Raw genomic sequence first — 13,169 nt, forward strand, 5'->3', positions numbered from 1 at the left:
CAGCCCTCACGGGGATGGCGACAACACACTCTCGTGGGCGGCTGACTGGGTTTGAGAATCGCGCAATGGGGTACCACCCCGCCCCTCACCTGGATGGCTTAAGGTTCGTGAAGGCCGCGTGGCCACTGTGAAAAAAGGATGTGTTTCGTGGCTGGTGACGGGATTTCAGATCGTCTGGTCGGCTTGCTGACGGTTCGGGGTGAGGATCTCGGCGCCGAGTGGGCGGACAGGGTCACCGGTTCGCTGGGCGGGCGGGTGAGCCGTGCCGAGGTGCAGCGGGAGCTGCAGGAGATCTACACCGCGCTGGTGGCCGCGCTCGGCGCCGGCAGTCTCGACGGCCGCGGAGAGGCGTTCGGTGAGGTGCGGGCGCTGCTGACCGAGCTGTCTCGCAACCGCGCCCATCAGGGGTTCACTCCCACCGAGACCGCGGTGAGCGTGTTCGCTCTCAAGGAGGTACTGGAGCCGGCCGTCTCGCGTTCGGGCGGCGACCTGGAGGCCTACCTGAAGTTCGCCGGGCTGCTGGACACGCTCGGCCTGTTCACCATCGAGGTCTACACCCGGACGCGCGAGGAGCTGATCTCGGCGCAGGCCGAACAGCTTCTGGAGCTGTCCACGCCGGTGGTGAAGCTGTGGGACGGCGTGATCGGCGTTCCGCTGGTCGGCACCCTGGACTCGGCGCGCACGATGGTCGTCATGGAGAAGATGCTCCAGGCCCTCATCGACACGGGATCCGAGCAGGCCATCATCGACATCACCGGTGTCCCGGCGGTGGACACCGAAGTCGCCCAGCACCTGCTCAAGACCGTCGTGGCCGCCCGCCTGATGGGTGCCGAGTGCACCATCTCCGGCATCCGCCCGCAGATCGCGCAGACCATCGTGGCCCTGGGCATCAACTTCGGCGACATCGTGACGAAGGCCACCCTGGCCGACGCTCTGCGGCACGCCCTGCGCCGCTCCGGTGTCACGCTCTCCCGCACCGCGCCGCAGGCCGGTACCCGGTGACCGAGCGTGTCCCGGTCCTGCAGATCGGGCAGGTCCTGCTGGTCTCGATCCAGACGGACCTCGACGACCAGTCGGTGATGCTTCTTCAGGACGACCTGGCGGCCAAGGTCGTCGAGTTGGGCGTCCACGGAGTGGTCATCGACATCACCGCGGTGGACATCGTGGACTCCTTCGTGGGCCGGATGCTGTCGACCATCGCCTCCATCTCGCGTCTGCTGGACGCCCAGACCGTCGTGGTGGGCATGCGCCCGGCTGTGGCCATCACCCTGGTGGAGCTCGGTCTGTCGCTCGGTGGCGTGCGCACCGCGCTGACCCTGGACAAGGGCCTGCGGGTGCTGGAGCAGGCCCGCGTCGCCTCCCTCGGCGAGTCCGAGCCGGAAGGCCTCGCCGATCCCGGCGCCGACGGTGTTGCGTCAGATGCTGCGGCAGGCCTGTGAACAGCCCCTCCAGCGGTGACCAGACGCTGGAGATCACCGCCAACGCCGGAGTGGTGCAAGCCCGCCAGCTGGTGCGCGCCCTCGCTCTGGAGTGCCGCTTCTCCCTGGTCGAGCAGACCAAACTGATCACCGCGGCCAGTGAACTGGCCCGCAACACGCTCATTCATGGAGGCGGCGGTGCGATGACCGCCGCCCTCGTGGAGGAACGCGGCCGGCGCGGTGTGCGCCTGGTCTTCCGCGACCGAGGACCCGGCATCGCCGATGTGGACCTGGCACTGACCGACGGCTGGACCTCCGGCGGCGGCATGGGCCTGGGACTGTCCGGCTCCAGGCGGTTGGTCGACGACTTCGTTCTCGACACCAGCCCAGGACAAGGAACCACCGTGACCATCACGAAGTGGAAGCGATGACGAGCCCCGGCTCCGCGTCGATGTGGGACTGCGAGGACGTGGCCTGGTTCCGCGACCAGCCGGAAGCCGCCCGAGGTGCCGCCGCCGCCCTCGGCCGGCGGATCGGCCTGGGAGAACAGCGCAGTTCCCAGCTCGTCCTCGCGGTCGCCGAACTGGCCGGAAACATCGCGAAGCACGCCATCGACGGCTCCCTCCTTCTGCGCGTCCTGCGCAACGAAGCCACTGCCGGCGTCGAGGTACTGGCCGTGGACAACGGCCCGGGAATCGCCGACGTACCGGCTGCGCTGAGGGACGGTGTGTCGACGACCGGCACCCTCGGCATCGGCCTCGGTGCCGTCCAGCGCTTGGCCGACTCCTTCCACATCCACTCCCAGCCCGGCGTGGGGACCGTACAGGTCGCGCGGTTCTGGCCGCGCCCCGAACCTCCTTCCGCAGCCGGCGAGTCGATGGTGGGAGGCATCACCCGGCCCATCGGCGGCGAGCAGGTCTGCGGCGACGCCTGGGCCGTCCGCACGGACACCGGCGAGCAGGCATCCCTCCGACACTCCGAGAGCACCACCCGACGCGGAACTTCCGGGTCCGCTCCGGATTGGTCAGCCCTGACGGGCCGGCCGGCCGCGGCGCGCACCACGACGAGCTCCGAGCGGGTCTCCTCTCCGCGCCCGGGCACCGTGGGCCGTCCCGCCGCGGTGCGTGCCGCCGTCGCCGGGCCGGGCGAGGGCGTCCTGGTCATGTCCTGTGACGGGCTCGGTCACGGTCCGATGGCCGCAAGGGCCGCGCAGGCGGCCGTTCACGCCTTCAAGACGGGTACGGCCCGCACGCCGGAGCAGGCGATGGAGCAGGTGCACGGGGCGTTGCGCGGAACGCGCGGTGCGGCGGTGGCCATAGCCCGCCTGGAACCGGACGGCCGACTCCTGTTCTGCGGGGTCGGGAACATCACCGCGGCCCTGGTCACGAACAGCAGCCGTAGCACGTTGCTGTCCCATCCGGGCATCACGGGCCACCAGATGCATCAACTACGGACCTACGAGCACCGCTTGCCCGCCCACGGGATCCTGGTGATGCACTCCGACGGGCTCAGCGAGCGCTGGACCCACAGGGACCTGGCGGGCCTGATCCATCACCCGCCCGCGTTGATCGCGGCGGCTCTGATGCGGCAGGCCGGGACCCGACGTGATGACGCCAGTGCGGTGATCGTCAAGGCCGCGCTGTGACCGTACCTGCCGCCCGTACGACCGGCGCCACGGCTCTGCTGGTGACACCCCTCAGCACGGAGCAGGACATCTTCGCGCTGCGTCGCCACGCCAAGGCCGTCGCCTCGGCCGTCCGGCTGGAGGACAGGGAGCAGGTGCGGCTGGCGACCGCGGTCAGTGAGCTGGGGCGCGACCTGCTGCGGCCCTCCTCGATGACCGCGGTGTTCAGCCTCCAGCAGGAGCCGCCCGCGCTTCGTACCCTGCTGCAGTGGCGCGACGACCGTGCCCCCAGCCGCGAGTCGCTGACCGCGATCATCCGGCTGCTGCCACAGACACGCTACGAGCCGGCCCCCGGCGAGCCGGGCCACTCGGGCGGCGGCCGGATCGAGATCGTCTGCGCCATCCCCGAACTCGCCGCGCGGGACCTGAAGATCGAACAGGTTCTGGCGCTGCTGGAGTCGGACGGTCCCGCCAGCGCGATCGACGATCTGCAGGCGCAGTCGAGGGACCTGATCAACGCGCTCCAGGAAGCCCATGCCCAGCGCGACGAACTGGAACGGCTGAACGAGGAGCTGACCGAGACGAACGCCGGGGTGATGGCTCTCTACGCGGAACTGAGCGTCGAGCACAAGGACGTCGTCGAGCGCTTCGGCCAGGAACACGAACTCGCCCTGGCGCTGCAGCGCACCTTCCTGCCCGCGACGCTGCCCCGGACCCCCGGCGTGGAACTGGCTGTGCGCTACCTTCCCGCCGCCGCCACGACCGAGATCGGCGGAGACTTCTACGAAGCGGTCACCACACGACAGGGGCTGCTGCTCGCCGTCGGAGACGTGGTCGGCCACTCACTGCAGGCCGCCATGGTGATGGGCGAGATACGCCATGCGCTGCGGGCGTACGCCGCCCAGGACCACCCACCGCACGTTCTGCTGGAGCACCTGGACCGGCTTCTGAGGCTTCACCAGCCGGGATGGACCGCCACCGTGTGCATCGTGCTGGTCGACCCCGGCAACGCGCGGCTCCACATCGCCAACGCCGGCCATCTCCCGCCTCTGCTCACGGCGGCAGGCGGGACACCCCGCTACCTGACCGAGCACGGCCCGCTCCTGGGTCTGGGACTGCCGCAGCCCGCCGCTGTCAGCCACCCGGTAGAACCGGGCAGCCGGCTGCTCATGATCACCGACGGGCTCATCGAGACGCGTGACAGCGACCTCCGCGACCGCATGGAGCTCCTCCGCGCGGCGGTGGCCGACGGAGCCGCGGAACCGGAAACCCTGTGCGGCGAACTGGTCGACGCCTTCGGTGGGGAGGCGGACGACGACATCATCGTCTTCACCGCCCGGCTGCAACCGCCCGAGGCCCCCTCCCAGCCGGGGTTCGACTGAGTGGGAAACCACAGGCGAGTCGCCTGATCCCGACCGCGCGGCAGCGGACGGGTCTCCGCCACTCGTGAAACGGCTGCGCTCTGCCCGTCCGGCAAGGGGGCAGAGCGAGCGGTCCCACCCGCGTCAGCGGGTACGGAGGTGGCGGAAACCGGGAATCAGGCCGCGACGAGCGCCTTCTCGCGCTCCGGCATCTCGACCCTGGCCTTCTTGTTCGGCAGCGACAGCCGGAAGACCTTGTGCCACGCGGAGAACACCTGCTTGGGCAGCGGCCCGGTGACGTAGTCCAGCTCGTACTTCTCGAACAACGCCCGGACCTTGACGGCGACCTCGGCGTACCGGTTGCTCGGCAGGTCGGGGAAGAGATGGTGCTCGATCTGGTGCGACAGGTTGCCGGTCATGAAGTGCATGGCCTTGCTGCCGCTGATGTTCGCCGAGCCCATCATCTGGCGCAGGTACCACTGGCCCCGCGTCTCGTTGTCGATCGACCGGCGCTCGAAGACCTTCACGCCCTCCGGGAAGTGCCCGCACATGATCACCGAGTGGGTCCAGACGTTGCGGACCACGTTCGCCGTGAATGTCGCGGCGAGCGTGCTGAAGAACGACGGGCCCGACAGCAGCGGGTGGATCACGTAGTCCTTGAGCACCTGCTTGCGGATCTTGCGGCCCACGGCCTTGGCCCGGGCGCGGAACTCCGGACTCCTGCGGCGGCTCTTCTCCAGGTTCCTGCCGAGCTCCAGGTCGTACGCGGCGATGCCGTACTCGAAGAAGCAGGCATTGATGAAGTTCCACAGCGGCTGGCCGAGGTGCACCGGGTGCCACTTCTGGTCCTCGTCGACGCGCATGATGCCGTACCCGAGGTCGTTGTCCTTGCCGATCACGTTCGTGTACGTGTGGTGCAGCTCGTTGTGCGAGTGCTTCCACTGCTCGGCCGGCGAGACGTGGTCCCAGTCCCAGGTGGTGGAGTGGATCTTCGGATCCCGCATCCAGTCCCACTGGCCGTGCAGGATGTTGTGACCGATCTCCATGTTGTCCATGATCTTCGCCACGGACAGACCGGCGGTGCCGATCAGCCACGCGGGCGGGAAGATCGAGAACAACAGCACGCCCCTGCTGACCAGCTCGAGTTTGCGCTGCGCCGAGATCACCTTGCGGATGTAGGCGGCGTCCTTCTCGCCGCGGCCGGCGATCACCCCGTCGCGGATGGCGTCCAGCTCGCGGCCGAGCTCTTCGATCTGCTCCGCGGTCAGGTGGGCGGTGGGGTCGATAGCGGTCAAGGTGTTCCTACCGTTCGATGTCGCAGGGGCCCGCCGCGGCGGACACGCAGGTCTGGATGAGGACGCCCGGCTCGGCCTCGGTGATCTCGCCGGTTCGAAGGTCGCGGACGGCGCCCGCCTTGAGCGGAGTGACGCAGCCGAAGCAGATGCCCATGCGGCAGCCGGAGGGCATGAGCACGCCGGCCTCCTCGCCGACGTCCAACAACGGTGTGGCGCCGTCCGCGTCGACGGTCCTGCCGGTGGTGCTGAACGTGACCTCGCCACCGTCGCCGGCGACGACGATGCGGGGGCGGAAGCGTTCGGTGTGCAGGCGCTCGTGGACGCCGTGCTCGGTCCAGTGTGCCTCGGCGGCGTCGAGCAGGCCCGCGGGCCCGCAGGCCCAGGTCTCCCGCTCGGCCCAGTCGGGAACGAGTTCGTCGAGACGGGAGATGTCGAGCATGCCGCCCGTGTCGGTGTGCAGCTCGGTGAGACGCAGTTTCTTGTCCGCGACCAGGCCGTGCAGGTCGTTGCGGAAGATCACGTCCTGCGGCCGCGGCGCGGAGTGGACCATGACGACGTCGTCGAACTCGGTGTCGCGCAGCATGCCCATCACCGGCGTGATGCCGCTGCCGGCGGTCAGGTAGAGCACCTTGGCCGGCCTGGCCTTCGGCAGCACGAAGTCACCGGTCGCCTGGTCGAGCTGGATCAGCGTGCCGGGTGTCGCCCGGCGGACCAGGTGGTTGCTGACCTTGCCGTCCGGGATCGCCTTCACGGTGATCGTGACGCGTCCGTCCTGGCGGTTCGTCGGTGAGGTGAGCGAGTAGGCACGCCACAGGCGCACGCCGTCGACGTCGACGCCGACCCGCACGTACTGACCGGCCGTATGGCCGCGCCAGCCCCGTCCCGGCCTGATCACGATGGTCGCGGCGTCATCCGTCTCGGGGTGCACGGCCTCGATGCGTCCTCGCAGGTCGGCGCCCGCACGCAGCGGGCTGACCAGGTCGAGGTAGTCCGACGGCAGCAGAGGCGTCGTGACCATCTCCAGCAGCTTCCAAGCCCTGCTGCGGAGGGCTGCACTCGTCATGACTCCAGCTTGATGCGCCGCCGGGCGTAAAGTCCTGTCCGTAGGACGTGAATCTGGTCGGCAGAATTGTTCGTAGGGAACAAAAGATGAGCCATGCAATTCAGAGAGTCACCGAGCTCGCACTGGATGAGACGACGGTCACCGTACTTCGGGCCGACCTGAAGACCACAGCCGACGAGATCGTCCAAGCGATCATCGACGAGGTCCCTCCCTACGCCAACGCCCTGTCCGGCCGCATGGGCGGCACCATCCGCCGAGCCGTCCGCACCGCCCTGGGCCACTATCTGAACGTCGCGAGCGGCAACGTCACGGGCGGCGACGCAGGTGACGCGGCCTACGAGCTGGGCCGGGGCGAGGTGCGCGACGGCCGCTCCATGGACGCCTTGCTCGGCGCCTACCGCGTCGGCGCCCGCGTGGCCTGGCGATGCCTGGCCGCGGGTGCGGTGCCCGCGGGGCTGCCTGCCGCCGAGGTCGCCAAGTTCGCCGAGCTGACGTTCGCCTACATCGACGAGCTCTCCGCCGCCAGCGCCGCAGGTCATGCCGACGAACTCGCCGCCCAGGGCCGGGCCCATGAACGCCACTTGGAACAACTGGTCCGCGACCTCCTCGCCGGCGCGAGCCCGGACGCGCTGTTGGCCTCCGCCCAACGGGCCGGGTGGCAGCCCCCGGTTTCACTGACCGCGGTCCTGCTGCCCGCCGCCCAGGCCCGCCCCGCCTACCGCACGCTCGATCCGAACACCCTCGTTCTCGACGATCTGCCGGACGCCTCCGGCGTGCTGCTGGTCCCCGACGCCGACCGCTCCCATCTCCTGAGGCAACTGACCGACCGCACCGCCGTGGTCGGCCCGGCCCGGCCATGGACGCGCGCATCCGCGTCGTACGCACGAGCCGCACGCGCGCGCTTCCTCTCTCCCGATATCCGCGACACCGAGGACTACCTGCCCGAACTGGTGCTGAACGCCGACGTGGACGCGTTCGCGGACTTGCGCGCCCGCGCCCTCGCGCCGTTGCGGACCTTGCCTGTCGCGACCGCGCGGCGGCTTGAGGACACCTTGCGGGCGTGGCTGCTGCACCATGGCCGGCGCAACGAGGTGGCGGCGGCGTTGTTCGTCCACCCCCAGACCGTCCGCTACCGGATGTCTCAGCTCCGGGAGCTGTTTCCGGACCTCGGATCGCCGCAACGGGTCTTCGAACTGACACTGGCGGTCGGTCCCCGGGTCAGCTGACTTCCTCGACCGTCCGCGACCGCGTTCGCGAGGAGGGCGGTGGCGAGTGGCGTGACGGTCGGCCGGGTCGAGGCGGCGACGGTCGCCGTACCGGCGGCGGGCAAGGCGTGGGGAACCGGGGAACCTCACCTCTCCGCCGGCCGGCCCTGTCGGCGGGCCGAGCGACGTCGACTGCGGCGCACGCGTGCACCTCGTGGTGAGCTGCTCAGGCGAGGATGAGCGGCAGCCTTCCCGCGGTGTCTCCGAGGTCGGCCGTCTCGACCGCGCTCGGCCGACGTCGCCCTGTACCGATGAGCAGCGCGTCCGTGTCCGTGAACGTGACCGGGAATGCGGCACCCGCGATCTTCTCCAGGGCTGTCCGGGAGGCTCCCAGGGTCTGGGCGGGCGGCCCCGGCGCGGACGGCAGGTGGGCGACGAGGTCGAGGTGGTGCAGTGTCCATTCGAGGACGTACGCGGACAGGTAGTCGTCGGTGGTCAGGATCTTGTCCTGGGTGATGACGCGCTGAGCGGGATCGGCGAGTCGGGCGGCGCGGCCCGCGGCGGAGCCGACGTCATCGAGGTGGAACGTGAGCCGGCTCGGCTCGCCGTATGCCGCGGCCAGCCGTGGGATCAGCGCGGCGAGGGGATCGTCACCGCTGGGGGGTTCGGCGAGCAGTTCCCAGTACGTGGCGGCGTCGGCGGTAGCCGCCTTGTCGGTCGGCGTGACGAGGGTGATCAGCACGTCTTGGGCGTCGATGACCAGATGGCAGACGAGATCTTGCACGAGCCAGCCGGTGCAGCCGGAGGGCTGTCCGAAGTCGGCGTCACGGAGATCGGCGACTGCGGTGCGCAGGGCCGCCCAGGACGTTGAGAAGAGATCCACCTCGGCACGGTAGGGCGGGCCTGGGCGACGGGCAAGCGGAGGGGCACGCCGATGTCTCGGCCGATGACCCGCGAGGCGCCTGTGCCGAGGGCCTCGGTCGCCCTCAGCCGTCGGTCGGGGGCGCCCCGTCGACCGGCCCCGGGTCGTCGGGAAGCAGTGGGCGCATGAAGGTGCGTTCATAGCGCAGTACGCAGCCGCTTTCGTCGCGAATGCGGTCCGCTTCGATGAACTCGGGTTCCCGGCCGAACAGTTGCCGGTATTCCTCGTAGGCGGCCAGGCTCGCAAAACTGAACAGGGCCAGAGCTTCGTCACTCGCCCCCTCTGAGGGAAGGAAGTAGCCGTGGTGCGTGCCGCCGTGAGCCTGCACCAGTTCCATCCAGCGGCGGCCGAACTCCTCGAAAGCCGCGATCCTCTTCGGGTCGATGACGTACCGCACGACGCATGTGATCATCAATCAAGACTAGGCCGCCGCAGGCAGATCGCCAGATCGCCAGATAGCCAGGTCGCCCCGCCCCGGAATCTGGCCAAGGCGCCTACCCGGGGAATGCTTGCGCGGGCCACGTCCCCCAGGCTCGGGACGCCCTGGGCTCCGTCGATGGCCTCCCGGTAGGCCACGTGACGGCCTGAACGTGGGGGAGGACGATCGCGGCCAGAACCGCACGATCTCCTGGTGACACAGTCGCAACGTGCGTCGACACCCTTCCGACCCTTGACCCCCGATGGTCCAGACCAATAGCTTCTCGTGCAGATAAGTCCACCGCTGTGTACGGCACTTGCACCACGCCTCAGAGGAATGAGCTCCGTTATGCGCCTACGCCCGCGTCCTCGCCGAAGACTTCTCTCCCGAGCGGCCGTTGCCGTCACCTCGTTCTCCCTGCTCGCCGCGTTCGCGCCGGCAGCCGCCGCCCACGGTGACCACCACCAGGACACCCCGCGCCGCGTCGGCTACTTCACCCAATGGGGCGTCTACGGGCGCGACTTCCAGGTACAGGATCTCGACCGCAGCGGCGCTGCCGCCCGGCTCACCCACGTCAACTACGCGTTCGGCAACATCGGCACCGACGGCAAATGCCTCATGGGCAACGTCCCCGGCGAGTCGGATCCGTGGGCCGACTACGAGCGCCCGCTGGACGCCGAGAACTCGGTGGACGGCATCGCCGACAGCGACACCCAGGCCCTCGCGGGCAACTTCAACCAGTTGCGGGAACTCAAGGCGGCGCACCCCGGCCTCAAGGTGATGATCTCGCTGGGCGGCTGGTCCTGGTCGACCCACTTCTCGGATTCCGTCCGCACGCCCGCCGCCCGCAAGGCACTGGTCGCCTCCTGTGTGGACCTCTACCTCAAGGGCAACCTGCCCCAGGACGGCGTCCGCGGCGGCGCCGGTGCCGCTGCCGGCGTCTTCGACGGCGTCGACCTGGACTGGGAGTGGCCCGGCTCCGAGGGCGACACCGACACCGTGTACCGCCCCGAGGACAAGCGCAACTACACCGCTCTCGTCGCGGAGTTCCGTCGTCAGCTCGACGCCTACGGCCGCACCCGCCACCACCACTACGAGCTGTCCGCGTTCGTCCCGACCGCACCCGCCAAGATCGACGCGGGGTTCGAGGTCAGCAAGATCATGAAGGACTTCGACTTCGTCAACCTGCAGGGCTACGACTTCCACGTCAGCGGTGAGAAGACGACGGCCCAGCAGTCCGCCCTCTACGCCCGCGACGACTTCAGCGTCGACGGCACGGTGGACGCGTGGCTGCGGCGTGGCGCCCCCGCCCGCAAGCTCGTCGTCGGCATGCCGTTCTACGGTCAGGGCTGGACCGGTGTCAGCGGCGGCGGCGACGGCCTGGGCCAGCCGGCCACGGCGGCCGCCCCGGCCAAGTGGGCCAACGGCTACGCCGACTACAAGGAACTGAAGGCCCTGGCGGGCACGGGCCAGTACCGACTGCACCGCGATCCCCGCGGCGGCCACGCCTGGCTCTTCGACGGCACGACCCTGTGGACCTACGACGACCCGCAGGTGCTCACGCTGAAGTCCCGCTACGTCCGGGCCAGGGGACTCGGCGGCGCGATGTTCTGGTCCCTGGACGGCGACACCCCTGACGGGGAACTCGTACGGACCGTCGACCGCGCCCTCGGCCACTGAGCCTCGGGCACCGAACCCCGTGCGGGGTGGCCTCACACCGGCCACCCCGCACACCAGCGCGTGGACTGCGGGACCCTCGACGAACAGCGGCACCACACCAGCAGACAGCTGATGCGCCTGTCCGGCACCACCGAAGGGACCGCAGTGCGCTGTGTCGGCACCGCCTGCGCGGAGCGCACCACGAGCCCGCCCGGGTAGCGGGCCCGCTCCGTCCCGATGGCGCAGCTGAAAGCCATTGGAGGTGCAGCCGTGAGTCCGGCATCATCCCCCTGTGATGGTGATGCAGCCCGTTCTGGAGGTCTTCGCCGCGGACGACTTCGCGCTCTGGCCGACCGGTGAACGTGAGTCGTACGGCCACCTGGTGCTGAGTGGAGAGCTGACTCCGGCGGAGGTAGGCACGGCGGTCATGCGGATCGCCGCCTGCAACGACTTCGAGCCGGAGGAGGAGCAGGGGCCGTGCCCGACCGATCCGCTCGGCTCATTCCTGCACGGGCTGCTCACCATGCCTGATCTGTTCGCCGCCGGAGGGTTCCGGATGACCGACCCCGCCACCGGCACCGTCTTCGTCGAGCCGGGCTGCTGCAACGGCCTGGAGACCTGGCGGGACTGGCTGGAGGTGCTCGACGGCACCGGCTACTCCTCCTTCGGCCACGATCCGTTCTCGGTGGCCGAACGCGTCGGCGACGGCATCCGGCTGACCTTCGACGCCCACGGGACGGACGGAAGCCCGGTGATCGAGCTGCCCGCAGACCAGGTACGAAAGCTCGTCGCGGGTGCCGAGCAGGATGTGCGGGACTTCCTCGGCCTCGTCGGCACCTGGGCTGAACGGCAGATGCCGGCACGTGCTGCCGCCGTCACTGCCGCCCTGGCACGGGCACTTGACCTGGCGTCCACACCATGACCAGTTTCCTGACCCGCCGAGCGCACGTGCATGACGCCCACCTGTCCCTCCGACGCAGGCACAGCGCGCTGCGGACCTGCATCACCCTCTTCGCTCCCTACGGTTTCCGGGCGACGTACCACCACCTCACGCTGAGCGCCGCGATCCCCCGGCGGCTCGAAGGGGACCCGGACGCGCTGGTGCGGGCGGTGGAGGAACTCCATGAGGCGCGGGTGCTGTGGCTCGCGCGGGCGGAGGAGTACGCCGCGCACCGCCGGGCCGAGAAGCGGGCCGGGCGGCGGTCCGTACCGCCCCCGCGACCGTGGTGGCTGCGGAGGACGTGGGAGAGCCCGGAGCGCGTCTGGCACCTGGACCCGTTGCGCCACCCGTCGCTGCGTCTCTCCGAGTAGGTCCGGCGGCAGAACGCGATTCTGGACGGTGCCGAGCCGCCTGGCTGCCCGGCGTGCGGGGAGGAAGGACCGCGGGTGCTGAACTCGACCGGGCACGGCTGGAACGAGCTGTGCCGACGGTGCGCGTGGGTGCTGGCGCCATGTCCCTGCGGGCAGCGGCACCCGTATCAGCCGGAGATCCCCGGCAGTTGGAACGGGATCCGGCAGCGGGCGCACATGAACGATGACGGCATGCCGAACCCGCATTGGCCTGCCGGCTAGTTCAGTTGGACGCGACACAGCGAACACCCGGACCATCGGGATCCGGCTACCGCACAGTGGAGACCATGACAGCCGAGCTCCGGCGCCTTCGATCGGGACCGGCGGCCGAGGACGACCAGTCCCGGCCGTTTCTGGTGCGCCTCCGGTTCACGGCCGAGGACCCCGCCCAGGTCCTGGCCAACGCGCGTGCGGTACTGACACGTGTGGTCGCACAGGTGGATGACTGGCCGGGGGATGAGGTGTGGCCGCACCTGCTGCCGACCTGGTTCATCCAACGGTGCGCGCCCGAGGCCCCGGAACCGGACCAGGGCGAGCCCTTCGACGTCGCGGCGTGGCTGCGTCGTTGGCGGGCGATGATCTCGGACCGGAGAGCGGCCGTCGATGAGGGGCGGTGGACGCTTTCGGATTGGCTGTACTACTTCGACCCGACCGATGAGGGAAGGGGAGATGATCGCAGCTGGTGGTGGTGGCATGCAGGGATCGACGCGTCGGGCGGCTGGGTGCAGGTGGCCACCACTGGCCGGCCCTTCGGGAGTGGTTCGCTGTCTTGGCTGATCGAGGCGAGCGGGGGTGCGGATCTCGTCTACGGACCGTGAACGGAGGCTCGCCGTGATCGCGGAATACGGTTGACA

13 protein-coding genes and 1 pseudogene are annotated in these 13,169 nt (G+C 69.8%); 10 read left to right on the forward strand and 4 right to left on the reverse strand.

Going from position 1 to position 13,169, the window contains the following annotated elements:
• The first annotated feature begins 138 nt into the window (after positions 1-138).
• The 5 genes and pseudogenes from B0675_RS24055 to B0675_RS24075 all read left to right on the forward strand — a co-directional run bounded on the left by B0675_RS24055 (position 139) and on the right by B0675_RS24075 (position 4,424).
• The gene (locus B0675_RS24055; protein WP_081220938.1) at positions 139-1,002 is read left to right on the forward strand and encodes an STAS domain-containing protein; all 864 of its coding nucleotides are present in this window, start codon (positions 139-141) and stop codon (positions 1,000-1,002) included.
• Positions 999-1,340: pseudogene (locus B0675_RS24060) on the forward strand (STAS domain-containing protein); the annotation flags it as partial. The gene B0675_RS24055 and the pseudogene B0675_RS24060, both read left to right, overlap by 4 nt.
• Positions 1,341-1,435: 95 nt before the next feature.
• On the forward strand, positions 1,436-1,849 hold the full coding sequence (locus B0675_RS24065) for an anti-sigma regulatory factor (protein ID WP_081220944.1): 414 nt from the start codon (positions 1,436-1,438) through the stop codon (positions 1,847-1,849).
• A complete protein-coding gene (locus B0675_RS24070; protein ID WP_081220947.1) occupies positions 1,846-3,063 on the forward strand; it encodes an ATP-binding SpoIIE family protein phosphatase in 1,218 nt (405 codons plus the stop codon). Before B0675_RS24065 ends, B0675_RS24070 begins: the two co-directional genes overlap by 4 nt.
• The gene (locus tag B0675_RS24075; protein ID WP_241539855.1) at positions 3,060-4,424 is read left to right on the forward strand and encodes a PP2C family protein-serine/threonine phosphatase; all 1,365 of its coding nucleotides are present in this window, start codon (positions 3,060-3,062) and stop codon (positions 4,422-4,424) included. Before B0675_RS24070 ends, B0675_RS24075 begins: the two co-directional genes overlap by 4 nt.
• 155 nt (positions 4,425-4,579) lie before the next feature.
• Here B0675_RS24075 and B0675_RS24080 read toward each other — a convergent pair whose 3' ends face one another.
• Positions 4,580-5,698 carry an acyl-CoA desaturase gene (locus B0675_RS24080; RefSeq protein WP_081220950.1) on the reverse strand — a complete coding sequence of 373 codons (1,119 nt, stop codon included), beginning with the start codon at positions 5,696-5,698 and terminating at the stop codon, positions 4,580-4,582.
• Positions 5,699-5,705: 7 nt separating this feature from the next.
• Complete coding sequence (locus B0675_RS24085) at positions 5,706-6,761, reverse strand: ferredoxin reductase (protein WP_081220953.1); 1,056 nt, start codon at positions 6,759-6,761, stop codon at positions 5,706-5,708.
• Positions 6,762-6,847: 86 nt separating this feature from the next.
• On the opposite strand from B0675_RS24085, the gene B0675_RS24090 reads away from it, so the two are divergent.
• Entirely contained in the window at positions 6,848-7,987 is a 1,140-nt protein-coding gene (locus B0675_RS24090; RefSeq protein WP_081220955.1) for a helix-turn-helix domain-containing protein, read from the forward strand.
• A 205-nt stretch (positions 7,988-8,192) separates the two neighbouring features.
• On the opposite strand, the gene B0675_RS24095 is transcribed toward B0675_RS24090, so the two are convergent.
• Together B0675_RS24095 and B0675_RS24100 are read right to left on the reverse strand one after the other, a co-directional pair.
• Entirely contained in the window at positions 8,193-8,849 is a 657-nt protein-coding gene (locus tag B0675_RS24095) for a maleylpyruvate isomerase N-terminal domain-containing protein (protein WP_081220958.1), read from the reverse strand.
• A 103-nt stretch (positions 8,850-8,952) separates the two neighbouring features.
• A complete protein-coding gene (locus B0675_RS24100; RefSeq protein WP_081220960.1) occupies positions 8,953-9,300 on the reverse strand; it encodes an NIPSNAP family protein in 348 nt (115 codons plus the stop codon).
• A 354-nt stretch (positions 9,301-9,654) separates the two neighbouring features.
• On the opposite strand from B0675_RS24100, the gene B0675_RS24105 reads away from it, so the two are divergent.
• The 4 genes from B0675_RS24105 (at position 9,655) to B0675_RS24120 (ending at position 13,133) form a co-directional block, all read left to right on the forward strand.
• Entirely contained in the window at positions 9,655-10,986 is a 1,332-nt protein-coding gene (locus B0675_RS24105; RefSeq protein WP_081220962.1) for a glycoside hydrolase family 18 protein, read from the forward strand.
• A gap of 274 nt (positions 10,987-11,260) precedes the next feature.
• Entirely contained in the window at positions 11,261-11,887 is a 627-nt protein-coding gene (locus B0675_RS24110; RefSeq protein WP_347109818.1) for a hypothetical protein, read from the forward strand.
• Positions 11,884-12,276 (forward strand): hypothetical protein, encoded by a 393-nt coding sequence (locus tag B0675_RS42055; protein WP_241539856.1) that lies wholly within the window; start codon positions 11,884-11,886, stop codon positions 12,274-12,276. The genes B0675_RS24110 and B0675_RS42055 overlap by 4 nt, the downstream gene beginning before the upstream one ends.
• A 326-nt stretch (positions 12,277-12,602) precedes the next feature.
• Positions 12,603-13,133 (forward strand): hypothetical protein, encoded by a 531-nt coding sequence (locus B0675_RS24120; protein ID WP_081221978.1) that lies wholly within the window; start codon positions 12,603-12,605, stop codon positions 13,131-13,133.
• Positions 13,134-13,169: the final 36 nt, after the last annotated feature.

The sequence above is a fragment of the Streptomyces sp. M41(2017) genome (genome assembly GCF_002078175.1).
In the GTDB taxonomy this organism is placed as follows: Bacteria; Actinomycetota; Actinomycetes; order Streptomycetales; family Streptomycetaceae; genus Streptomyces.